Genomic DNA, 23,407 nt, shown 5'->3' with positions numbered 1-23,407 from the left:
AGCGAGGAACACATGTCGATGAGGAAAGCTGCCCCGCTGGCCGCGCTGGCCGCGACTGCGCTGACGCTGAGCGCGTGCGCGCAGAGCGAGCGCGACGACTCGGGCTCCGGTGGTGACGCCGAGGGCACCTTCACCTTCGGCGCCGCCGGCGCCCCCGAGGTCTTCGACCCCTTCTACGCCAGTGACGGCGAGACCTTCCGCGTCACCCGTCAGATCTTCGAGGGTCTGGTCGAGGTCGAGGAGGGCAGCTCCGAGATCGGGCCCGGCCTGGCCGAGAAGTGGGAGCCGTCCGAGGACGGCAAGACGTGGACCTTCACCCTGCGTGAGGGCGTGAAGTTCAGCGACGGCGAGACCCTCGACGCCCAAGCCGTCTGCGACAACTTCGAGCGCATGGCCGACCAGAACGAGACCGCCCAGGCCGGCCCCGCCGAGTACTGGGCCTACTCGATGGAGGGCTTCGGCGATGACTCGCTCTACCGCAGCTGCGAGGCGAGCGACGAGCAGACCGTCGTGCTCAAGATCGCCCGCGCGACCTCGAAGTTCCCGGCGATGCTCTCGCTGTCGGCCTTCGGCATCCAGTCCCCCAAGGCGCTGGAGGAGGGCAAGGCCAACGACGTCAAGAAGCAGGGCGAGGGCTTCGCGTACCCCAAGAACTCCGAGAACCCCGTCGGCACCGGCCCGTACACCTTCGACGCCTACGACGAGGCCAACAAGACGGTCACGCTCAAGCGCAACGACGACTACTGGGGCGACAAGGCGAAGAACGCCGAGATCGTCTTCAACATCATCCCCAACGAGTCGACCCGCCGCCAGGAGCTCGAGGCCGACAGCATCAACGGCTACGACCTGCCCAACCCCGTGGACTGGAAGGCCCTCGAGGACGACGGCAACCAGGTCGAGATCCGCGACCCCTTCAACGTCCTCTACGTCGCCTTCAACCCCGAGAGCAACCCGGCCCTGAAGGACCTCAAGGTCCGTCAGGCGCTCGACATGGCGGTCAACCGCGAGCAGCTGGTGAAGTCCCAGCTGCCGGAGGGCGCCACCGCGGCCTCGCAGTTCTACCCCGACACCGTCGAGGGCTACAACAAGGACATCGCGGTCACCAAGTACGACCCCGAGGGCGCCAAGAAGCTGCTCAAGGAGGCGGGCCAGGAAAACCTCAAGCTGACCTTCGCCTACCCGAGCGAGGTCACCCGGCCCTACATGCCCAACCCGCAGAAGATCCACGAGGCCATCCGCAAGGACTTCGAGAAGGCCGGCGTGGAGGTCGAGGTCGTCACCAAGCCGTGGAACGGCGGCTACCTCGACGGCGTCGACAACGGCCAGTTCGACGCCTGGCTGCTCGGCTGGACCGGTGACTACAACTCCGCCGACAACTTCATCGGCACCTTCTTCGGCAACCTCAAGTCCAACGACTTCCACACCTCGGCCACGGACTTCGGTGCCGACCTGAGCAAGGCGCTCAAGGACGCCGACCAGACGGTCGACGAGGCCGAGCGGACGAAGAAGTACGAGGAGCTGAACCAGAAGATCCACGACGAGTACGTGCCCGGCCTGCCGATCTCGCACTCGCCGCCCGCGATCGTCGTCAACGAGGACGTCGAGGGGCTCGTCGCCAGCCCGCTGACCGCCGAGCGCTTCTCGTCGGTCACCGTCGGCGGCAAGTGACCCACACCAGCAGGTGACCTCGTGACGGGGCCGCCTCGACCACCGGGTCGAGGCGGCCCCGGTCCGCGGTCGACACCAGGAGCGCACTCGTGCTGAGATTCATCATCCGCCGGCTCATGCAGCTGGTGCTCGTCATCTTCGTCCTGTCGCTGCTGCTCTTCCTGTGGCTGCGCGCCCTGCCCGGCGGCATCGTCTCCGCGATGCTCGGCGAGCGCGCGACCCCGGAGAGCCGCGCCCGGCTGACCCACGAGCTCGGGCTCGACGAGCCGATCTGGGTGCAGTACTGGACCTTCCTCAAGCGAGCCGTCACCGGCGACTTCGGCGTCTCCAACGGCGTCCAGCCCGGCAAGCCGGCGATGGACCTCCTCCTCGACCGCTTCCCGGCGACGATCGAGCTCAGCCTCGTCGCGCTCGTCATCGCCATCGGCCTCGCGCTCCCCCTGGGCTACCTCGCTGCCAAGCGGCACGGCAGCCTCCTCGACAACCTCAGTGTCATCGGCTCGCTCGTCGGCGTCGCCGTCCCGGTCTTCTTCCTCGCCTTCCTCCTGCGCTACGTCTTCGCCCAGGAGCTGCACTGGCTGCCGGTCTCCGGGCGTCAGGAGGTCGACGCCACCCGGGTCACCGGCTTCTTCATCCTCGACGGGTTGCTCACCCGTGAGTGGGACGCGGCCTGGGACGCCCTCAAGCACCTGCTGCTGCCGGGGCTGGCCCTGGCGTCCATCCCCTTCGCGATGATCTTCCGGATCACCCGCGCCTCGGTGCTCGAGGTGCTCGACGAGGACTACGTGCGCACCGCCGAGTCCAAGGGTCTGACCCAGCGGGTCGTCCGTGGCCGGCACGTCATGCGCAACGCGCTGCTGCCGGTCATCACCGCGATCGGTCTGCAGATGGGCGGGCTGCTCGCCGGAGCCGTGCTCACCGAGTCGGTCTTCAACATCGCCGGCATCGGTGACGCCCTGCGCCAGGCCTTCAGCCTGCGCGACTATCCCGTGCTGCAGGTGCTCATCCTCGCGGCCGCGGGCACCTACGTCGTCGTCAACCTGATCGTCGACATCCTCTACGCCGTCGTCGACCCCCGAGTGAGGACCCGATGAGCTCCGACCAGTCCCCCCGCCGCGGGTTCGGCGCCCGCCGCAAGCAGCGCATCGACGACCTCGCCGCCTCGAGCGGCACGACGGTCGCCGAGGCCGGTGCGATCGACGACTCCGAGGGCGTCGGCCTCATCGCCTCGGCCTGGCGTCGGCTGCGTCGCAACCCGATCTTCCTGCTCGGCCTGGCGATCACCATCGCCTTCGTCGTCCTCGCGATCGTCGCACCCTGGATCGCTCCCCACGACCCCGCCGACAACCCCCTCATCGACAAGGTGAGCCCGCAGTCCAACCCGATCCCCGGCCCGGAGGCGGGTTACCCGCTCGGTGCCGACAGCTCGGGCCGCGACTTCCTCTCCCGGCTCATCGTCGGCAGCCGGCAGACGCTCATCGTCGGAGTCGCGGCGACCCTCGGCGGCCTGTCCGGCGGTCTCGTCCTCGGCACCCTCGCCGGCGCCTTCGGCGGGGTCGTCGACGCGGTCATCATGCGCATCGTCGACGTCATGCTGTCGATCCCGAGCCTGCTGCTCGCCTTCTCCATCGCGGCGATCGCCGCCCGCCCCAGCCAGTGGACGGTCATCATCGCCATCGCCACCGTGCAGGTGCCGATCTTCGCCCGGCTGCTGCGCGGCTCGATGCTCGCCCAGCGGAGCAAGGACCACGTCCTCGCCGCCCGCGCGCTCGGCGTCAAGCGCTCGGCGATCGTCCTGCGGCACATGCTGCCCAACTCGCTCGGGCCGGTCATCGTCCAGGCGACGCTCGTCCTCGCGACGGCGATCATCGACGCCGCCGCGCTGTCCTACCTCGGCCTCGGCCTGCCCGACGACCGGGTCCCCGAGTGGGGCCAGATGCTCGGCACCTCCGAGACCTACTTCCAGGACCACCCGCACCTGGCCTTCTACCCGGCCCTGTGCATCATCGTCGTCGCGCTGGGCTTCACCCTCATGGGTGAGTCGCTGCGCGAGGCCCTCGACCCCAAGAGCCGGAGGTGAGCGGCATGTCGTCCGCCCCCACGCCGAGCAGCCCCCGCGCGGGCGCCGGCACTCCCCTGCTGTCCGTGCGCGACCTGTCGGTGACCTTCCGCCGGCAGGGGCAGACCCCCTTCACCGCCGTCGACGGGGTGAGCTTCGACGTCCAGCCCGGGCAGACCGTCGGCCTGGTCGGCGAGTCCGGCTGCGGCAAGTCGGTGACCTCGCTCGCGATCATGGGCCTGCTGCCCACCCGCGGCAACGAGGTGACCGGCTCGGTCCACCTCGACGGCACCGACCTGCTCACCCTCTCCGACAAGCAGATGCGCGAGCGTCGCGGCCGTGACGTCGGCATGATCTTCCAGGACCCGCTCTCCTCCCTCAACCCCGTCGTCCCCATCGGCCGACAGGTCACCGAGGTGCTCGAGCGGCACAAGGGCATGTCCCGCAAGGAGGCCACGCCCCACGCGCGCGACATGCTCAAGAAGGTGGGCATCCCCGACCCCGACCGTCGACTCAAGGACTACCCGCACCAGCTCTCCGGCGGCATGCGTCAGCGCGCGCTCATCGCCATGGCCCTGGCCTGCGAGCCCCGGCTGCTCATCGCCGACGAGCCGACCACGGCGCTCGACGTGACGATCCAGGCCCAGATCCTCGCCCTGCTGCGCGAGCTCGTCGAGGAGACCGGCACGGCCCTGATCATGATCACCCACGACCTCGGCGTCGTCGCCGGGCTGTGCGACGAGATCAACGTCCTCTACGGCGGCCGACTCGTCGAGCGGGCGGAGCGGCACGACCTCTTCGCGCAGCCCCGCCACCCCTACACCGGTGGCCTGCTCGCGAGCGTGCCGAGCCTCGACGGGGAGCGCGGCGCGCGTCTCAACCCCGTGCCGGGGTCGGTGGCCGACAACCTCCCGTGGACCAGCTCGTGCGCCTTCGCGCCACGCTGCGCCAGCGCCACCGACCACTGCCGCGAGGCCACCCCCGACCTGGCCCTCGGGGGCTCGCGTGCCCTGCGCTGCTTCAACCCCCTCGCGGGCGACCCCTCGCCCGCCGAGGCCGCGACGACCGAGGAGGTCCGATGACCACCACGAGCCCCGAGCCGACCGCCACGGAGAGCGACGCCGACGTCCTCGTCGACGTCCGCGGCCTCAAGGTCCACTACCCGATCACCAAGGGCGTCATCTTCGACAAGGTCGTCGGGCACGTCTACGCCGTCGACGGCGTCGACCTGCAGATCCGACGCGGCGAGACCTACGGCCTCGTCGGCGAGTCCGGCTGCGGCAAGTCCACGCTCGGCCGCGCGATCCTCCACCTCGAGCCGGCGACCGACGGCACGGTCACCTTCGGCGGCGAGCCGATCTCCACGCTGACGGGCGAGGACCTGCGCCGGCGGCGCAAGGACCTGCAGATGGTCTTCCAGGACCCCATGGGCAGCCTCGACCCCCGCCAGAGCGTCGAGGCCCTGCTCGTCGAGGGGATGAAGGCCCACGGGATCGTCAAGAACGCCAAGGAGGCCGAGCCCCGCCTGCGCCAGCTGCTCGCCGACGTCGGGCTCCCGCCGGCCGCGCTGAAGAAGTACCCCCACGAGTTCTCCGGCGGTCAGCGCCAGCGCATCGGCATCGCCCGGGCGTTGAGCGTCAACCCGGAGCTCATCGTCGCCGACGAGCCGGTCTCCGCACTCGACGTCTCGGTGCAGGCGCAGGTCATCAACCTCATGTCGGACCTGCAGGCCGAGTACGGCCTGACCTATCTCGTCATCGCCCACGACCTCGCGGTCGTGCGGCACATCTCCGACCGCGTCGGCGTGATGTACCTCGGCGGCATCGTCGAGGAGGCGCCCGCCGACGACCTCTACGCCGCTCCCCTGCACCCCTACACCCGGGCCCTGCTCTCGGCGGTGCCCGTGCCGGACCCGGTCGTCGAGGACACCCGCGAGCAGATCCTGCTGACCGGCGACCTGCCCTCGCCGGCCGCGCCTCCCGCGGGGTGCCGATTCCACACCCGCTGCCCGTGGCGCCAGGAGACCCGCTGCGACACCGAGCGTCCGCAGCTGAGGCTGGTCGAGATCGACGGCGCCGGCGCGGAGCACAAGGTCGCCTGCCACTGGGCCGAGCAGATCGCCTCGGGCGAGCTCCAGCCGCACGCGGTGGCCGCTCAGGTCGACGAGACCGGCGCGCAGCTGGCCGCCGATGACGAGGCCGAGCGGATCGTCGGCGAGATCCCCTTCGCCTGACCTCCGGCAGACGCACGAAGGGGGGAGCCACCGACTGGTGGCTCCCCCCTTCGGCGTCTGACGCGTGGCGTGCGTCAGGCGCCTGCGGTCGAGGTGTCGGCCGAGGCACCGCCGGCGGCGGCGCCACCGGCCTGACCCGCGGCGGCCGCATCGGCCCGGTCCGTGAGGCCGTGCCCCTCGAAGAGACCGTGGTTGTCCGTGACGTCGGTGGTCTCGACCACGAGCCGCGGCTCCGCGAAGTGGCAGCGGGAGGGGTGCGTCCCCGCGCCGTCCGCGCGCAGCTCGAGCTGCGGGGTCTCGGTCCGGCAGATGTCCTGCGCCTTCCAGCAGCGGGTGTGGAAGTGGCAGCCCGACGGCGGGTTGGCCGGCGACGGGACGTCACCGGAGAGGACGATCTGGTCGCGCTTGCCGCGCAAGGTCGGGTCCGGCACCGGCACGGCCGACAGCAGCGCCTGGGTGTAGGGGTGCGTCGGACGCGAGTAGATGTCGTCCTCGTTGCCGATCTCGACCATGCGGCCGAGGTACATCACGCCGACGCGGTCCGAGATGTGGCGGACCACGGACAGGTCGTGGGCGATGAAGATGTAGGACAGGCCGAGCTCGTTCTGGAGCTTTTCCATGAGGTTGATGACCTGCGCCTGCACCGACACGTCGAGCGCGGAGACCGGCTCGTCGCAGATGAGCACCTTGGGGTTGAGCGCGATGCCGCGGGCGATGCCGATGCGCTGACGCTGACCGCCGGAGAACTGGTGCGGGTAGCGGTTGATGTGCTCGGGGTTGAGACCGACGAGCTCGAGCAGCTCCTGCACCCGGCGCTTGCGCCCGCCCTTGGGCACGACGTCGGTGTGGATCTCCAGGGGCTCGGCGATGATCTCGCCGACCGTGCGCCGCGGGTTGAGCGAGGTGTAGGGGTCCTGGAAGACGATCTGGATGTCACGCCGCAGCTTGCGCATCGCGCCGCCGGACTGGGCGTACATGTCGACCCCGTCGAAGTCGACGGTGCCCTCGGTCGGCTCCTCGAGCCGCATGAGCAGTCGGCCGAGCGTGGACTTGCCGCAACCGGACTCACCGACGATGCCGAGGGTCTCGCCCTTGTGCAGCTCGAAGTCGACACCGTCGACGGCCTTGACGTGGCCGACGGTCGTACGGAGCACGCCACCCTTGATCGGGTAGTGCTTCTTCAGGCCCTGGGCCTTGAGGATCACCTCAGGCATCGAGCACCTCCTGGCTGAAGTGGCACGCCGACTGACGGCGCGGACCGATGTCGAGCAGCTCGGGGCGCTCGGTACGGCAGATGTCCTGGGCCATGACGCAGCGCGGGTTGAAGGCGCAGCCCTGCGGGATCCGGGTGAGGTTGGGCGGCAGGCCACCGATGGCCGACAGCGTCTGACCCTTCTGGTCCAGTCGCGGGATCGACTCGAGCAGCCCCTTGGTGTAGGGGTGGCCCGGCTGCGCGTAGATCTCGTCGACGTCCGCCCGCTCGACGATCCGGCCGGCGTACATCACGGCGATCCGGTCGGCGACGTCGGCGACGACACCCAGGTCGTGGGTGATGAGGATCAGGCCCATCTTGTACTCCTCCTGCAGCTCCTGCAGGAGGGCCATGATCTGGGCCTGGACCGTCACGTCGAGGGCCGTCGTCGGCTCGTCGGCGATGAGGACCTTGGGGTTGAGGGCGATCGCCATCGCGATCATGATGCGCTGGCGCATACCGCCCGAGAACTGGTGCGGGTAGGCCTTGACGCGCTCCTTGGCCGCGGGGATGTTGACCCGCTCCATCAGGCGCACGGCCTCCGCGTAGGCCTTGGACCGGCTCATGCCCTGGTGGACCCGGAACATCTCGGCGATCTGCCAGCCGACCGGGAAGACCGGGTTGAGCGAGCTCAGCGCGTCCTGGAAGACCATCGAGATCTGCGGGCCGCGCATGGCACGCCGCTGCTCCTCGGGCATGGTGAGGATGTCGTTGCCCTTGTAGAGGATCCGGCCGCCGGGGATGACGGCAGGGGGCATGTCGAGGATGCCCATGATCGCCTGGGCGGTCACCGACTTGCCGGAGCCGGACTCACCGAGGATCGCCAGCGTCTCGCCCTCGTCGAGGGTGAAGTTGACGCCGTTGATCGCCTTGGCCACGCCCTCGCGGGTGTGGAACTCGACGTAGAGGTCGTCGACCTCGAGCAGGTGCTCGGAGCCCGACGGAGTCGTCGTGGTGCTCATGTACTCACTCACCTGTCTCTCAGCGGCTCTTGGGGTCGAAGGCGTCACGCACGGCGTCGCCGAGCATGATGAAGGCCAGGACCGCGATGCTGAGGAAGAGGGCGGGGAAGAAGAGGATGTGGGGCGAGGCCCGGACCGTGTCGAGGGAGTCGCTGATCATGACACCCCACGAGACAGTCGGCGGGCGCAGGCCGATGCCGAGGAAGGACAGCGTTGCCTCCGCGGCGATGTAGGCGCCGAGGTTGATCGTCGAGACGACGATCGCGGGTGCCATGGCATTGGGCAGCACGTGCCGGCGGATGATCCGCATCGGCGAGGCGCCGAGCGCCCGGGCGGCCTGGACGTAGTCGTTGGGCTTGACCTGGATGACCGACGAGCGCATGAGACGCATCAGGCTCGGCCAGCCGAAGATCACGAAGACGAGAACGACCTGGAAGACGACGCCGAAGTAGCCCTGGATCGGGATGCCCAGCAGCGTGTCAGTGTCCTGCAGCGAGGACAGGAAGATGATGCCCGAGAGCAGCAGCGGGATGGCGAAGAAGATGTCGCCGATACGGCTGATCAGGGTGTCGACGATGCCGCCGACGTAGCCGGCGATCAGCCCGAGCAAGGATCCCAGGAGCAGCACACCGGCCGTCGCGAGCACGCCGACGAGGATCGAGGCGCGGGCACCGTAGATCGTGCGGGTGTAGATGTCGGCGCCCTGGATGTCGGTGCCGAACCAGTGCTTGCTGCTCGGCCCCTCGCGGGCGATGCTCAGGTCGTTGAACTTCAGGTCGTAGGGCGTGAAGAGCGAGGGCCACACCGCCATGAGCAGGAGCACGAAGATGAGCACGCTCGAGATCCAGAAGAGCGGGTTGCGCCGCAGGGAGGCGAAGGCGTCGGAGGTCAGCGACCTCGCCTGACCACTCTCCTGGGTCGCGTCGGCGGCGAGCGCCGCCTCGCGGGTCGTGGTCGCGCCCGTCTCGTCGTTGCCGGGACCGGTCTCGGTGGCGACGTCGCGCGTCGCGTTGTCGTCAGTCATTGCTGATCCTCGGGTCGAGGGCGCCGTAGAGCAGGTCCACGAGCAGGTTCACGAGCAGGTAGACGATGACCAGGGCCGTGACCGCGCCGACCACGGCGACGCCATCGCGGTGGCGGATGCCTTCGAAGATGTAGCCGCCGACACCCTGGATGCTGAAGATGCCCTCGGTGACGATCGCGCCGCCGAGCAGGGCGCCGAAGTCGTAGCCCATGAAGGTGACGACGGGGATCATCGAGTTGCGCAGGGTGTGGATGCCGATGATCCGCCCCGGCTTGAGCCCCTTGGCCCGGGCCGTGCGCACGTAGTCGGACTTGAGGTTCTCGGCGATGTTGGTCCGCATCAGGCGGGCGATGTAGGCCAGCGAGGTCGAGCCGAGCACGATCGCGGGCAGGATCAGTGCCTTGAACTCGGGGTTGGTCCCCCGCGCGAGCGGCGGCAGCCACTCGAGGTTGAGACCGATCGTGTACTGCAGGACGGTACCGATGACGAAGACCGGCACCGAGATGACGAAGAGGGTGCTGACCAGCACGAGGTTGTCGATGAAGCCGCCCTTGCGCAGACCGGCGAGAACACCGGCAGCGATGCCGAGGACTCCCTCGAAGACCAGGGCCATGAGGCCGAGCCTGGCGGTGACCTGGAAGCGCTCGCCCAGCTCTTCGGCGACCGGCCGACCGAACTGGTTCTCGCCGAGGTCGCCCTGGAGGACGTTGGCCGCGTAGTAGCCGTACTGCACCGGCAGCGGCTCGTTCAGGTGGTACTTCTCGTTGAATGCCGCGACGTAGGCCGGCGGACAGGGCCGCTCACCACACTTGCCTGCCGTGGGGTCACCCGGCATGGCGAAGACCATGGCGTAGATCAGGAACGTGGAGAAGATGATCACCGGGATCATCTGGAGCAATCGTCGGACGATGTACTTGCCCACGTTGCACCTCCTCAGGGAAGTCGGACGCACCTCTGCCCGGGGTGCCGGGAGAGACTAACTCAAACGTTGGGGCCCCAGGCGGCGGTCGACGCCGCGGGCTCGGCACGACGCCGGCCGGCCATCACGGGAAGCGGATGGCCGGCCGGCGTCGTGCGGAAAGTCAACCCTCGACGAGGATCAGTTCTTGACCTTCATCGCGGCCAGGTCCGGGTTGCCGAAGGGCGTCGCCTGGACGTCGGTGACGTTCTCCGACCAGCCGATGATGGTCTTGCCGTACCAGGTCGGGATCGTCGTGAACTCCTCGGCGATCAGGCCCTCGGCCTCCTGGTAGAGCTTGTTGGCCTCCTCCGGGGTCTCCGCGGCGCCCGCCTCACGCATCGTCTTCTGGAAGTCGTCGTTGGCGTAGTTGTAGTAGTTCGAGGACGCACCCTTGCCGTAGATCGGCGCGAGGTAGTTCTCGATCGACGGGTAGTCCATGACCCAGCCCATGCGGAACATGCCCTTGAGCTCGTTCTCGCCCAGCTTGGTCAGCATGGTCGCGAAGTCGACCGTGGGGGTCGCGACGCAGTCGATGCCGAGGGTCTTGTTGATGGAGTTGCAGACCGCCTCGGTCCAGCCCTTGTGGCTGGCGTCACCGTTGTAGGTGAGGGTCAGCTTGCCGTCGTAGCCGCCGCCCTCCTTGAGCAGCTGCTTGGCCTTCTCGGGGTTGAACTCGCAGTACTCACCGCACGCGCCCTCCTTGTAGCCGTCGACGACCGGGGAGACCCAGCCGGTGGCGGGAGTGTAGGCGTCGTTGAAGATCTGCTTGACGATCGTCTTGCGGTCGATGGCCATCGAGATGGCCTGGCGGACCTTGACGTTCTCGAGCTTCTTGTCGACGTGGTGGTTCATGCCGATGAACTGGAGGGTGGAGTTCTCCTTCTCCAGGAACTGGCCCTCACCGAGGTCGTCCTTGAACTTGTTGTCGACCAGCGCGCTCGCGGGGATCTCACGGACGACGTCGAGGTCGCCGGACTGGAGCGCCACGTAGGCGGCGTCGGAGTCCTCGTAGTTCTGGAAGATGATCTCGTCGGCGTTGCCGCCGTACTCACCCGAGTAGTCCTCGAACTTGCTCAGGGTGATGGCCTGGTTCTTCTCCCAGGAGTCCAGCTTGTACGGGCCGGCCGCGATCGGCTTGTCGCCGAAGGCCTCCGGGTCGTCGAAGAAGGCGTCGGGCTGCGGGGCGAAGGCCGTGTAGCCCAGACGCAGCGGGAGGTTGGAGACCTTTTCGCTGGTCTTGATGGTGAAGGTCAGGTCGTCGACGACCTTGAGGCCGGTCAGCTCCTCGGCCTTGGGCTTGCCCTTGCCCTCGCAGGGCTTGTCCTCGTCCTCACCGGTGCACTGCAGGTCCTCGAAGCCCTCGATCGGCTCGAAGAAGTAGCTGCCCTGCTGGCCGTTGACGCCGTAGGCGGTGTAGTTCCACGCGTCGACGAAGTTCTTGGCGAGGACATCGTCGCCGTTGTGGAACTTGTAGCCCTTCTTGAGCTTGACCGTGAAGTTCTGGTTGTCGTCGGTCTCGATGGACTCGGCGATGTCGTTCTCGGGCTCGGCGGTCTCGGGGTTGTAGTGGACCAGCTTGGCGGTCAGCACGTCGAGGACGTCGCCGCCACAGGTCTCAGCGGTGTTACCTGCGACGAGCGGGTTCTCCGGGTTGCAGCCGGAAGCGGTGATGGTGCCGCCCTCGCCGCCCGAGCCGCCGTCGCTGTCGTCGCTGCCACCGCCGCACGCGGTCGCGAAAAGCGCGGCCGCGGAGATGCTGGCGATTGCCATCGCGCGAGACTTCACTCGCATGGATGTCCTCCTACGTCATGCCGCCGGGAACGGCGGGTCTATCGGCGTTCCCGATCGTCCGGGTCCACCCCTGGGCGCAGCGCGGTCCGCGACTGCTCGTGACATCAAAAACCACGGGGCCCGATCGCACCATGAACCCGTGTGCCCTGAGACACAACTGTGACTCTTCGGTGACCGACCCGGCACCCCTCAAAGGAGATGCAGGGTTAACCCTCACGATCGGGAAACCTTGCGGTGACGGCCCCGTGACACCGCCGATATCGCGGCGGGCGGACGCGGCGGAGAGGTCTCAGTCGCGACGGGCTCCGATGGCCCCCGCGACGATGTCGTCGAGGCTGACCGGACGACGGTCGGGGCCGGCGAGCGGCAGCCGCCAGTTGGGGTACTCCTCGTCGGTGCCGGGCTGGTTGATCGCCCGCACGTCGCCGACGAGATCGGTGAGGGCGATGCCCCGCAGGCGCGAAGGGGTGAGCCCCAGCCACGCGTGCAGCGCCGCCACCACGTCGGCCGGCTCCGCATCGACGCGCGCCAGCAGCCCCCGCTCGTGCAGCGTCTCGCGCACCGCCCGCACGCTCGCCTCCTCGGCGGCGCGCTCCTCCTCCACCGGGCGGGTGAGCAGGCCGAGGCGCTCGCGGATCGCGACGTGCTCGAGGTCGAGGTAGCCGGCGCTCGGCGGCAGGTCGTGGGTCGTGACGGTCGCCAGGCACAGCTCGCGGTAGGCCTCGGGCGGCAGCGGGCGTCCGTCGTCGCCCCACTCGAACCACGCGACGCTCGTGCCGAGCACCCCGCGCTCGAGGAGGTGCTCGCGCACCCACGGCTCGACGACGCCGAGGTCCTCGCCGATGACGACGGCCCCGGCGCGGTGCGCCTCGAGGGCGAGGATCCCGACGAGGGCCTCGTGGTCGTAACGCACATAGGCCCCCTCCACCGGGGCGTGCCCCTCGGGGACCCACCACAGGCGGAAGAGCCCGATGACGTGGTCGACCCGCAGCCCCCCGGCGCCGGAGAGGACGGCCCGCAGCATCTCGCGGAAGGGCGCGTAGCCGAGCTCGGCGAGCCGGTCGGGCCGCCAGGGCGGCTGCGACCAGTTCTGCCCGAGCTGGTTGAACTGGTCGGGCGGTGCGCCGACGTCGACGCCCCGGGCGAGCGCGTCACCGAGGGCCCACGCGTCGGCGCCCTCGGGGTGGATGCCCACGGCGAGGTCCGTCACCACGCCGATGCCCATGCCCGCGGCCCGCAGCCGCGACTGCGCCCGCGACAGCTGGGTGCGGGCGACCCACTGGAGCCACACGTGGAAGGAGACCTCCTCGCGGTGCGCCTCGCGGTGGGCGAGCACCTCGGGCGAGGTGGGGTCGTGCAGCTGCGGCGGCCAGGTGCTCTCCCAGAGGCTGCCGTGCTCGGCCGCCAGCGAGCACCAGGTCGCATAGTCGACGAGCGCCTGCCCCTCCCCGGCGTGCAACGCGGCCACCTCGTCGGCCTGCCCGGCGCCGAGGTGGCGGAAGGCGGTGCGCAGGGCCTGCTGCTTGAGCGCCCACACGGCGTCCCGGTCGATCCGATCGAGCCGGTTGAGCTCGCGAGCGCGGTCGGCGAGGGCGTCGATCTCGGCGCGCGCCGGCTCGGGGAGGCGGTCGGCGCCGGGCAGGTCGCGCAGGTCGACGTAGACGGGGTTGAGAAAGCGACGCGAGGTCGGCAGGTAGGGCGAGGGCTCCATCGGCGCGACGGGCTCGGCGGCGTGCAGCGGGTTGACGAGGACGAAGTGCGCGTCGTGCTCGCGGGCGGCCCACTCGCCGAGGGTGCCGAGGTCGCCGAGGTCGCCGATGCCCTGGCTGCCGGATCCCCGAACCTGGTACAGCTGCGTCAGCAGCCCGGCCCGCGGCTGCTCCTGCACGACGGCGGGCAGCTCCAGTCGCTGGGGCACGGTGACGAGCACGGCCCGCTCGCTTCCTTCGGTCAGCGGTCCGGCCTCGACCTCCGCGACGACCTCGTGCCAGCCCAGGGGCAGGTCGCCCGGGACCTCGAAGGCGGCCTCGCCCACCACCGTGCCGTCGACGTCGTGCGGCTCGACGACGTGCTCGAGCTGCTGCAGGTCACGGCGGTGCCCCCCTTCGAGCTCGACGTGGACGGCCACCGCACTGCCGTGCGGCACGTGCACGAGGAGGCGAAGGGGGTCACCCTCACGCTGGACGACGGTCGGGGGCAGCGTGCGGCGCCACGGCGCGGTCCGGACCCGCTCGAGGGCGGCCTGCACGGCTGCCTCGTCGGCGACGTCCTCGCCCATCGCGGTGAGCACGGAGCGCAGCGCGGCCTCCGGCACCTGACGGTGCTCGCCGCGCCAGTCCCACCAGTCGGTGTCGACGCCCTTGGCGGCGGCGAGGGAACGCAGCAGGTCCGTCGTCGAGGTCACGGGGCCACCCTTGCCGAGGTCCACGGCTGCTGTCCACCGGGATCTCGGGGGTAGCGTGGGAGTGGTGGACGACGTGCAGATCCTGCAGCCCCGCGAGGTACCGCTCGGCGGTCCCCGGGCCATGACGGTGCGACGCACCCTCCCCTCCCGCGCCCGCTCGCTGGTGGGCGGGTGGTGCTTCCTCGACCACTACGGACCGGACGACGTCGCGGCGACCGGTGGCATGGAGGTGCCGCGCCACCCGCACACCGCGCTGGCCACGGTCTCGTGGCTCTTCACCGGCGAGATCGAGCACCGCGACTCCACGGGCGCGCACGCGATGGTGCGGCCCGGCGAGCTCAACCTCATGACCGCCGGGCGCGGCGTGAGCCACTCCGAGTTCTCCACCCCGCCGACGACGACGCTCCACGGGGTGCAGCTGTGGTTCGCCCTGCCTGGCCACGCCGTCGACTCCGACCCGGCCTTCGACCACCACGTCCCCGAGCCGACCTACGTCCCCGGCGGCATCGCCCGGGTCTTCCTCGGCGAGCTCTTCGACGTGCGCTCGCCGGTCGTCACCCACGGCGCGCTCACCGGGGCCGAGATCCTCCTCGACGCCGACGCCGAGACGGTCGTCGAGGTGCCGGTCGGTCACGAGCACGCGGTGCTGCTCGACGACGGCGACGTGAGCATCGACGGCACCGCCCTCGAGCAGGGCGAGCTCGGCTACGTCGGCACCGGGCGCGAGCGCTTCACGCTGACCTCGCGCGCCGGGGCCCGCCTCGTGCTCATCGGCGGCGAGCCGCTCGGCGAGCAGATCGTCATGTGGTGGAACTTCGTCGGCCGCAGCCACGACGACGTCGTCGCCGCGCGCGAGCGCTGGATGCGCGAGATCGGCGAGGGCGTGCCCGAGGGCGAGGAGCTCTTCGGGCCCTTCCCCGAGGGGCAGCCGGCCGCGCTGCCCGCGCCGGCCCTGCCCGGCGGACGACTGCGCGCGCGAGGCTGACCATGGGCTGGCACACCCCGACCGTCCGCACGGTCTTCATCCACGGCCGCGGCCGCAGCGGCGAGCGCGCCTGGCCGCTGCAGGCGGCCGCGGCCGACCCCGACCACGTCTTCCTCGAGCGCACCTGTGCCGCAGACCAGCCCGAGCGCGACGCCGACCGGGTCGTCGAGGCGCTCGGCGGGCGCGGCCACGTCGTCGGCCACTCCTACGGAGCGGTGACCGCCATGCTCGCCGCCCAGCGTCGCCCCGACCTGCTCCGCAGCCTCGTGCTCGTCGAGCCCTCGTGCTTCGACGTCGCGCGCGGTGGCCGGCACGTCGAGGCGCACATCAGCGCGATGGCCCCGGTCTTCGCCGTCGCCGACGACCCCGAGGTCGACGGCCGCGAGTTCCTCGACCGCTTCGCCGCGGGCATGCAGCACGGCCCGCTCGACCTCGACACCGAGACCTGCTCGGCGCTCGCCGAGCGGATGCGCGCCACTCCTGCCCCGTGGGAGGTCGCGCTGCGCACCGACACCCCGCGCCTGGTGCCGACCCTCGTCCTCACCGGCGACGACCGACCGATGTACACCGAGGTCGCGCAGGCACTGGCGGCGAAGGGGGCAACCCACCTCGTCCTGCCCGGGGCCGACCACCGACCCCAGGACCACGACGAGGGCTGGGCCGCGATCCGCGACTTCCAGGTGCAGCACCAGCGCTGACCCGGCCCTCCGGGCCCGGCGGGCCGGATCTCAGCTCTGCTGGTGGAGCACCGCGACCGGGCAGGTGGCCAGGGCGAGCACCCGCTGGGTCACCGACCCGAGCAGCAGCCCGCGGAACCCGCCGCGACCGCGCGAGCCGACGAGCAGCAGGTCGGCCCCCTCGGCGATCTTGACGAGGGAGTCGGCGGCGCGACCGTGCAGCACCTCGACGGTGACGTCGATGTCAGGGTGCGCTGCCCGGTCCTCGGCGATGGTCCGCTCCGCCATGTCGCGGTAGCGCTGGTCGACCGTCTGCCACTCGGGGCTGCCCGGCTCGGTGACGACGACGCCGTTCTCGACCTCGACGTTCCACGAGGTCACGGTCGTGACCTTGCGGTCCCGGACCTCGGCCGCCTCGAGGGCGTGACGGAAGGCCAGCCGGCTGTTGTTGCTGCCGTCGATGCCGACGACGACGCGACCGTCCCCCGTGGTCCCGACGTCCTCGGGCACGAGGACCACCGGGCACGGGGTGTGCGCGACGACGCTGAGCGAGGTGGTGCCGAGGACGATGCGCTCGGCCTTGTTCTTGCGGGCGGAGCCGACGACGAGCACGCGCGCCCCCTCGGCGGCGTGCAGCAGCGCGCCCGACGGCGACCCGGTCGGCAGCGCCGTCGTCACGGCCAGGTCGGGGTGGGCCGCGGTGACCCGATCGCGCGCCTCCGTGACGACCTTGGTCGACTCCTGCTCGACCCGCTCGACGATCTCGGGGCTGGTGAGCAGCTCGCCGTAGGCGGACAAGGGGGTGCCGAGGTCGACGGCGTGCACGAGGTGCAGCGGCGCCGCGAGGGCGGTGGCCTCGGCAGCCGCCCAGTCGATGACGGCGTCGTCACGGTGGCTGCCGTCGAGGGCAGCCACCACGGCGTCCGAGGGCGTCGGGGTGTCGTGGGTGCTCGCGTCGCTGCTCATGCCCCCATTGTCCCCATGGAAGGGGCCGTGCGGTAGGAGAGATCAGCCCCAGTTCGTCAGGCCGGCCCGATCGTGGCTTCCGTCGGGCCACACCGCCCGGACGATGCCGGCCGCGGCGAGCGCCTTGCGGCAGCCGGGGCACGGCGGGTCCGTGATGTAGGCGGTCGCGCCCTTGGTGTCGCGCGTGGCGAAGAGCAGCGCGTTGACCTCGGCGTGGATCGCGATGCAGAAGCCCTCGGTGCCCGGGCGGTCGTAGTCGCCCAGGCCCGGGACGGCGTCGTAGTCGAGGCGGCCCCGCGGGCAGGCACCCTCGAGGCAGTCCGGCTCCCCCGGCGCCGCGCCGTTGTAGCCCGTCGCGATGATCCGGTGCTCGATCGTCAGCACGGCGCCGACCCGTCGGCGCGTGCACTTGGCGCGGGCGGCGACGGCGCTCGCGATTCCGAGGAAGTAGTCGTCCCAGGTCGGCACGCTCGGGGTGGTGGTCTCGTCGGGCACGGACCGATCCTAGGCACTGCGGCCCATCGTGATAGACCGCTGGGGTGACCAGCCACGAGACGACGCGACGGACTCCCCCGTTCGGCCCGGTCCTCGCGGTCCTGGCGGTGGCGCTCATCTCGATCAACCTGCGCCCCGGGGCCTCCTCGGTCGGACCGCTGCTCGAGGAGGTGCGCACGGCACTGGCCATCGGGCCGACCCTCGCGGGCGTGGTCACCGCGCTGCCGGGGTTCGCCTTCGCCGTCGCGGGCGGCGGGGCCGTCGCACTCGCCCGCCGCGTCGGTGTCTCCGCGGGCATCACGCTCGGCGTCGCCGCGGTCGTCGTCACCCTGCTGGCCCGGGTGCTCACCGACTCCGCCGGGGTCTTCCTCGGGCTCACCGCGCTCGGCCTGGCCGGCATGGGGCTGGGCAATGTCCTCGTCCCGGCGTGGATCAAGGCGCACTCGAGCGACGGCGGGGTGCGCCTGATGACCATCTACTCGATGGGGCTGACCGTCGGCGGCACCCTCGGCCCGCTCCTCGCCGCACCGGTCGCAGCGGTGGCGCCGGGTGCCTGGCGCGGCGCGCTCGGCATGTGGGGCGTGGCCGCCCTGCTCGCCCTCGTGCCGTGGACGATCATCGCGCTGCGCGACCGGGTGCACCGACGTGCCGCCGGCGAAAATCCCACCTCGCGCATCTGGCACTCCCCCACGGCGATCGCCCTCACGGTGCTCTTCGGCGTGCAGTCGACCAATGCCTACGTGCAGTTCGGCTGGCTGCCCCAGATCTATCGCGACGCCGGGCTGTCCGCCGGCACCGCCGGCGTCTACACCTCGGTCCTCGCGGCCCTGGGCATCGGGGGCGGCCTGCTCATGCCGACCGTCATCGCCCGCAGCAGCGACCTGTCCGCGTGGATGATCGGCTTCGGGGCGCTCGCCATCGCCGGCTACCTCGGGCTGCTGCTCGCCCCGACGACCCTGCCCTTGCTGTGGGCGATCCTGCTCGGGCTGTCCGGCTTCGCCTTCCCCACGGCGATCTCGCTCATCACCGCCCGCAGCCGCGACCCGCACGTCACCGCCCAGCTGTCGGGCTTCGTCCAGCCGGTCGGCTACCTGCTCGCCGGCATCGGCCCCTTCCTCGTCGGCGTGCTCCACGAGCTGACCGGCGGGTGGACCCTCGTGCTGTGCCTGCTCATGGCGACCGGCGTCGGCATCGCCCTGGCCGGTCTGCGCGTGGCCCGACCGGTCTTCGTCGACGACGAGATCGGCCTCAGCGCCCCCACGCGCTGAGGCAGGCGGCGGCCGCGGCACCCGGGTCGGCCGCGCCCATGACCTCGCGGACGACCGCGACGCCGGCGACACCCGTGCGCGAGAGCGGCGCGACGTCGGCGAGCGTGACGTCCCCGATGGCGACGATCGGCAGCCGCGTCGCCGCGACCCGAAGGGGGTACCCCTCCAGCCCCACGGGTGGCCGGCCGACGTCCTTGGTCGGGGTGGGTCGGAAGGGCCCGCTGCCGAGGTAGTCCGGCCGGGGCGCGCCGGTGCGGGCGTCGGCCTCGCGGACGTGCTCGAGGGTGCCGGCGGTCAGCCCGACCAGCGCGTCGCCCCCGAGCAGGGCCCGCGCCTCGGCGACCGGCAGGTCGGCCTGACCGAGGTGCACCCCGTGGACCGGGGCGCCCCGTCGACGGGCGGCGTGGGCGACGTCGGCACGGTCGTTGACGAGCACGCGCGTGCTCGGCGCGGAGTCGGCCACGGCGGACGCGACGTCGAGGACGAGCTCGAGCAGGTCGCCGGCGAGCAGGTGCTTGGCCCGCACCTGGACGACGCCGGCCCCGGCGGCGGCCGCCGCAGCGGCGGCCCGCACGGTCGTCGGGCCGTCGCCGGAGGTGACGAGGTAGAGGCGCCAGTCGATCAGGTCCACGACAGGTCCACCTCCGCGGCGACCTCATCGCCCGTCACCGCGTCGAGGGCGTCGACGAGCGCCACCTTGAAGCTGCCCGGCCCCATCGGGCCCACCCGGTCGGAGGCGACCGTGAGCAGCGCGGTGGCCGCGACCGCCGCGGCGAAGGGGGTCGCCGCCGGCAGGTGGGCGGCCGTCAGGGCCCCGAGGAGGCAGCCGGTGCCAGCGACCTGCGTCAGGCGGGGCGAGCCGGAGGCGATGCGTGCCACCTGCCGGCCGTCGGTGACGAGGTCGACCGGGCCCGAGACAGCGACGACGCAGCCGCCGCTGCGCGCGAGCGCTCCCGCTGCCTCGGCAGCGGCGTCCGGCCCGAGCGTGCTGTCGGCGCCGCGACCGCGGCCGAGACCGCCGGCGAGGGTGAGGACCTCGGAGGCGTTGCCGCGCAGGACCGTCGGGCCGAGGGCGAGCAGCTCGTGGGCCAGCGGGGTGCGCACGGGGGCCAGGCCGACTGCCGTCGGGTCGAGCACCCACGGCACCGCGTGCTCGACGGCGACGCGGGCCGTCGGGAGCAGGCCGGCCATGCCGTCGCCGCTCAGCGAGCCCAGGTTGACGAGCAGCGCGTCGGCGACGGTGACGAGCGTCGGGGCCTCCTGCTCGCTCTCGGTGAGCATCGGGCGGGCGCCTGCGGCCAGGAGCCCGTCGGCGACGAGCGCGCGGGTCACCGAGCCGGTCGCCCCGTGGACGAGCGGTGCGGCGGCGCGCATCGCGTCGACCGCTGCGGCGATCTCGGCGCGGTGGCCGCGGGTGCGGGAAGCGCCGATCACGAGCCCGCCCGCGTCGGCACGGTCGCGATCGGCGCCACCTGCGCGACCGGGGCATCGGGCTGGGCCGCGACGCTCTCGACGTCACGGTCGAGGTCCGCGCTGGACAGCCGCGGGCCGAGCGCCCCGCACCCGGCGACGAGCAGCCCGCCGGCGAGGAGCACCGCGGCAACCGACCCGTCGTGGCCGAGCACCGGCTCGAGCGTCGGCAGCCACCACGGCCACAGGGCTGGCAGGACGATCGACAGCGAGTAGGCCGTGCCGTAGCCGGTGGAGCGCACCGGCGCGGGGAAGCGCTCGCACAGGTAGGCCCCGACGGGTCCGTAGCCGCACACGGTGACCACCTGGAGCAGGGCGACCCCGACGACGACCGGCACGACCTGCGTCGCCATCGTGCCCGCCCACAGCAGGGGTGCGACGACGGCAGCGGACAGCCCCCACCCCACGAGGAACCGTCGCCGCCCGAGGAGGGTCGACCAGTGACCGGTGAGCGACATGACGATCGCCTGGGCGACCGCGGCCAGACCCATGACGAGCGCGACGTCACCGCCGCCCAGCCCGAGGTCCGTCGACAGCCGACCGGTCGCGAGGATGACGACCATGTTGGTCATGAGCCACAGGCCGCTCATCAGGCCGAACATCTGCCAGAAGGCACCCGCGTGGGCACCGCCGAGGACGGCGCGCAGACCGACGGCGGCGGGGGCCCTCCCTTCGTCGGCCTGCTCGCGCTGGCGCACCACCTGCGGCGCATCGGCCACGCGGGCGGAGTAGTAGGCGAGGAGAGCCAGGCTGGCGAGGCCACCGCAGACGAAGGACACCCGCCAGCCCCACGCGGCGTAGTCGCCCGGACCGAGGAGGGCGAGCAGGCCCGCCGTGACGAAGGCGATCGTCGACTGCGCCCAGGGCGCCATCGACATGATCAGCCCGGACACCAGGCCGCGCCGTCGCGGGACCGACCACTCCATGGCGAGCGGGATCGCCGAGGTGTACTCGCCGGCGAGGAAGGCGCCACCGACGAAGCGCAGGACGACGACGGCGGTGATGGCCGCGACGCCGATGCTCTCGTGCGTCGGGACCGCCGCGATCGCCAGGCTGCACGCGGCGGTGCCGCCGATCGCCAGCTGGGTGGTGCGGGTACGGCCGACGCGGTCGGCGATGCGCCCGAAGAGCATCGCGCCGATGGGTCGACCGAGGAGGGTCGCGACGATGACGACGGCGCCCGCGGTGACGCCCGCGTGCGGCCCGGCGAGGGTCGCCAGCGCAGGGGCGAGGGCGACGACGGGCAGGAAGATGTTGATCTGGTCGACGTAGTTGCCGACGATCCCGGCGCGCACGGCCGCGCGACCGGTCGGGGGCAGACCGGGCACGAGACTCATCGGGTGGGCTCCTCGCGCACGTAGACGCTCGAGCCGAGCTCGACGAACTGGCGCGACTTCGCTGCCATGCCGGCCTCGACGATGGCCTGCTGGGCCGCACCCGACCCGTAGGCATCGCGGATGTCCTGGCTGATCCGCATGGAGCAGAACTTCGGCCCGCACATCGAGCAGAAGTGCGCGGTCTTGGCCGGCTCCGCCGGCAGGGTCTCGTCGTGGAAGGCCATGGCCCGCGGCGGGTCGAGGGAGAGCGCGAACTGGTCGTGCCAGCGGAACTCGAAGCGGGCGCGGCTCAGGGCGTCGTCGCGCTCACGGGCTCGGGGGTGCCCCTTGGCCAGGTCGGCGGCGTGCGCCGCGATCTTGTAGGTGACCACACCGGTGCGCACGTCGTCACGGTCCGGCAGACCGAGGTGCTCCTTGGGCGTGACGTAACAGAGCATCGCCGTGCCGTGGCGGGCGATCTCGGTGGCCCCGATCGCGGAGGTGATGTGGTCGTAGCCGGGCGCGATGTCGGTGACGAGAGGCCCCAGCGTGTAGAAGGGCGCACCGTGGCACCACTCCTGCTCGAGATCGACGTTGTCCTTGACGAGGTGGAGCGGCACGTGACCCGGGCCTTCGACCATGACCTGCACGTCGTGCTCCCACGCCCGCCGGGTCAGCTCGCCGAGCACCCGCAGCTCGGCGAGCTGCGCCTCGTCGTTGGCGTCGGCGACCGACCCCGGTCGCAGCCCGTCACCGAGCGAGAAGGCGACGTCGTAGCGCGCGAAGATCTCGCACAGCTCGTCGAAGTGCGTCCAGAGGAAGGACTCCTCGTGGTGGGCCAGGCACCAGCCGGCCATGATCGACCCGCCGCGGGAGACGATGCCCGTCACCCGCTCGGCCGTCAGCGGGACGAAGGCGAGCCGCACCCCGGCGTGGATCGTCATGTAGTCGACGCCCTGCTCGCACTGCTCGATGACCGTGTCGCGGAAGATCTCCCACGTGAGGTCCTCCGCTCTCCCGTCCACCTTTTCGAGGGCCTGGTAGATCGGCACGGTGCCGATCGGCACGGGGCTGTTGCGCAGGATCCACTCGCGCGTGGTGTGGATGTCGTCGCCGGTCGACAGGTCCATGACCGTGTCGGCGCCCCACCGCGTGGCCCAGGTGAGCTTGTCGACCTCTTCGGCGATCGAGGAGGTGACGGCCGAGTTGCCGATGTTGGCGTTGATCTTCGTGAGGAAGGCCCGCCCGATGACCATCGGCTCGGACTCCGGGTGGTTGACGTTGGCCGGGATGATCGCCCGGCCGGCGGCCACCTCGTCGCGCACGAGCTCGGGCGAGCAGCCTTCTCGCAGTGCGGCATAGCGCATCTCGGCGGTGATCTCACCGCGTCTGGCGTAGTGCATCTGGGTCACCGTGCGGCCGGCCACGGCACGAAGGGGGCGACGTGCCGGCCCGCGCCACGCCTCCGTGGCGCCGCCGCGGCGCTGGGCCGCGCGGCCGTCGTCGGCGAGGTGACGGGACCTCCCTTCGTAGGGCTCGACGTCGCCGCGGCCGGTGATCCACGCACCGCGGTGGTCGGGCAGACCGACCGCGGGGTCGGCACCGGGTCCGCTCGTGCGGTAGACGACGACGTCGTCGTTGGCGGTGCCGTCGGGGCTGTCGGCCAGCGAGATCGCGGTGACCGCGACCCGGACCGACGGGTCGCGGGGGTCGACGACCTCCTCGCGACGGTGCTGCGGGTGGAGCTCGGACTCTTCGGGTGTGCGCACGCGGGCGCCTCCTCTTCCTTCGCCGGCATGATCCGGACAGGTTCAGACGGTCCGGACGGCAGCAGTCCGATCTCAGCCCGTGCCCGGGCTCCCGCGGGGGTGCCTCG

At 71.4% G+C, this 23,407-nt stretch carries 20 protein-coding genes and 1 riboswitch; of the genes, 8 read left to right on the top strand and 12 right to left on the bottom strand.

Annotated features, from left to right (window positions below):
* Positions 1–12: 12 nt before the first annotated feature.
* The 5 genes from NYE39_RS14440 (at position 13) to NYE39_RS14420 (ending at position 5,960) form a co-directional block, all read left to right on the top strand.
* The gene (locus tag NYE39_RS14440) at positions 13–1,668 is read left to right on the top strand and encodes an ABC transporter substrate-binding protein (protein WP_192911513.1); all 1,656 of its coding nucleotides are present in this window, start codon (positions 13–15) and stop codon (positions 1,666–1,668) included.
* An 89-nt stretch (positions 1,669–1,757) separates the two neighbouring features.
* Complete coding sequence (locus tag NYE39_RS14435; protein ID WP_072623853.1) at positions 1,758–2,762, top strand: ABC transporter permease; 1,005 nt, start codon at positions 1,758–1,760, stop codon at positions 2,760–2,762.
* Positions 2,759–3,748 carry an ABC transporter permease gene (locus tag NYE39_RS14430; protein ID WP_192911512.1) on the top strand — a complete coding sequence of 330 codons (990 nt, stop codon included), beginning with the start codon at positions 2,759–2,761 and terminating at the stop codon, positions 3,746–3,748. Before NYE39_RS14435 ends, NYE39_RS14430 begins: the two co-directional genes overlap by 4 nt.
* Before the next feature lie 5 nt (positions 3,749–3,753).
* Positions 3,754–4,809, top strand: a complete 1,056-nt coding sequence (locus NYE39_RS14425) for an ABC transporter ATP-binding protein (RefSeq protein WP_192911511.1) — start codon at positions 3,754–3,756, stop codon at positions 4,807–4,809.
* Positions 4,806–5,960 (top strand): ABC transporter ATP-binding protein, encoded by a 1,155-nt coding sequence (locus NYE39_RS14420; protein WP_341013067.1) that lies wholly within the window; start codon positions 4,806–4,808, stop codon positions 5,958–5,960. Before NYE39_RS14425 ends, NYE39_RS14420 begins: the two co-directional genes overlap by 4 nt.
* 74 nt (positions 5,961–6,034) lie before the next feature.
* On the opposite strand, the gene NYE39_RS14415 is transcribed toward NYE39_RS14420, so the two are convergent.
* The 6 genes from NYE39_RS14415 to malQ form a co-directional block, all read right to left on the bottom strand.
* Entirely contained in the window at positions 6,035–7,174 is a 1,140-nt protein-coding gene (locus NYE39_RS14415; RefSeq protein WP_341013066.1) for an ABC transporter ATP-binding protein, read from the bottom strand.
* Positions 7,167–8,174: an ABC transporter ATP-binding protein gene (locus tag NYE39_RS14410; RefSeq protein WP_341013065.1), complete on the bottom strand. Its 1,008-nt coding sequence runs from the start codon at positions 8,172–8,174 to the stop codon at positions 7,167–7,169. Before NYE39_RS14410 ends, NYE39_RS14415 begins: the two co-directional genes overlap by 8 nt.
* Before the next feature lie 19 nt (positions 8,175–8,193).
* Positions 8,194–9,198 (bottom strand): ABC transporter permease, encoded by a 1,005-nt coding sequence (locus tag NYE39_RS14405; RefSeq protein ID WP_341013064.1) that lies wholly within the window; start codon positions 9,196–9,198, stop codon positions 8,194–8,196.
* Complete coding sequence (locus tag NYE39_RS14400; RefSeq protein WP_341013063.1) at positions 9,191–10,120, bottom strand: ABC transporter permease; 930 nt, start codon at positions 10,118–10,120, stop codon at positions 9,191–9,193. The genes NYE39_RS14405 and NYE39_RS14400 overlap by 8 nt, the downstream gene beginning before the upstream one ends.
* A 177-nt stretch (positions 10,121–10,297) precedes the next feature.
* On the bottom strand, positions 10,298–11,929 hold the full coding sequence (locus NYE39_RS14395; RefSeq protein ID WP_341013062.1) for a peptide ABC transporter substrate-binding protein: 1,632 nt from the start codon (positions 11,927–11,929) through the stop codon (positions 10,298–10,300).
* A gap of 310 nt (positions 11,930–12,239) precedes the next feature.
* A complete protein-coding gene (malQ, locus tag NYE39_RS14390) occupies positions 12,240–14,354 on the bottom strand; it encodes a 4-alpha-glucanotransferase (protein WP_341013061.1) in 2,115 nt (704 codons plus the stop codon).
* Positions 14,355–14,418: 64 nt separating this feature from the next.
* Here malQ and NYE39_RS14385 point away from each other — a divergent pair, with 64 nt between their 5' ends.
* Positions 14,419–15,339 (top strand): pirin family protein, encoded by a 921-nt coding sequence (locus NYE39_RS14385; protein ID WP_341013060.1) that lies wholly within the window; start codon positions 14,419–14,421, stop codon positions 15,337–15,339.
* Between the two features lie 2 nt (positions 15,340–15,341).
* Positions 15,342–16,037 carry an alpha/beta fold hydrolase gene (locus tag NYE39_RS14380; protein ID WP_341013059.1) on the top strand — a complete coding sequence of 232 codons (696 nt, stop codon included), beginning with the start codon at positions 15,342–15,344 and terminating at the stop codon, positions 16,035–16,037.
* 30 nt (positions 16,038–16,067) lie between these two features.
* Here the strand turns inward: NYE39_RS14380 and NYE39_RS14375 are convergent, their stop codons facing one another.
* Entirely contained in the window at positions 16,068–16,982 is a 915-nt protein-coding gene (locus tag NYE39_RS14375) for a universal stress protein (protein ID WP_341013058.1), read from the bottom strand.
* Between the two features lie 42 nt (positions 16,983–17,024).
* Entirely contained in the window at positions 17,025–17,477 is a 453-nt protein-coding gene (locus tag NYE39_RS14370) for a deoxycytidylate deaminase (protein ID WP_072623842.1), read from the bottom strand.
* 44 nt (positions 17,478–17,521) lie between these two features.
* Here NYE39_RS14370 and NYE39_RS14365 point away from each other — a divergent pair, with 44 nt between their 5' ends.
* A complete protein-coding gene (locus tag NYE39_RS14365; RefSeq protein WP_341013057.1) occupies positions 17,522–18,745 on the top strand; it encodes an MFS transporter in 1,224 nt (407 codons plus the stop codon).
* Here the strand turns inward: NYE39_RS14365 and NYE39_RS14360 are convergent.
* The 4 genes from NYE39_RS14360 to thiC all read right to left on the bottom strand — a co-directional run bounded on the left by NYE39_RS14360 (position 18,726) and on the right by thiC (position 23,300).
* The gene (locus tag NYE39_RS14360; protein ID WP_341013056.1) at positions 18,726–19,376 is read right to left on the bottom strand and encodes a thiamine phosphate synthase; all 651 of its coding nucleotides are present in this window, start codon (positions 19,374–19,376) and stop codon (positions 18,726–18,728) included. The genes NYE39_RS14365 and NYE39_RS14360 overlap by 20 nt on opposite strands.
* Positions 19,367–20,179, bottom strand: a complete 813-nt coding sequence (locus NYE39_RS14355; RefSeq protein WP_341013055.1) for a hydroxyethylthiazole kinase — start codon at positions 20,177–20,179, stop codon at positions 19,367–19,369. The genes NYE39_RS14360 and NYE39_RS14355 overlap by 10 nt, the downstream gene beginning before the upstream one ends.
* Complete coding sequence (locus NYE39_RS14350; protein ID WP_341013054.1) at positions 20,176–21,552, bottom strand: MFS transporter; 1,377 nt, start codon at positions 21,550–21,552, stop codon at positions 20,176–20,178. The genes NYE39_RS14355 and NYE39_RS14350 overlap by 4 nt, the downstream gene beginning before the upstream one ends.
* A complete protein-coding gene (gene thiC, locus NYE39_RS14345) occupies positions 21,549–23,300 on the bottom strand; it encodes a phosphomethylpyrimidine synthase ThiC (RefSeq protein ID WP_192911502.1) in 1,752 nt (583 codons plus the stop codon). Before thiC ends, NYE39_RS14350 begins: the two co-directional genes overlap by 4 nt.
* Positions 23,298–23,405, bottom strand: a riboswitch (TPP riboswitch). Its footprint overlaps the gene before it by 3 nt.
* Positions 23,406–23,407: the final 2 nt, after the last annotated feature.

This window comes from Janibacter sp. FSL W8-0316 (assembly GCF_038004165.1).
GTDB classification, from domain to species: Bacteria; Actinomycetota; Actinomycetes; order Actinomycetales; family Dermatophilaceae; genus Janibacter; species Janibacter indicus.
This window is presented reverse-complemented; position numbering and strand designations above follow the sequence as displayed.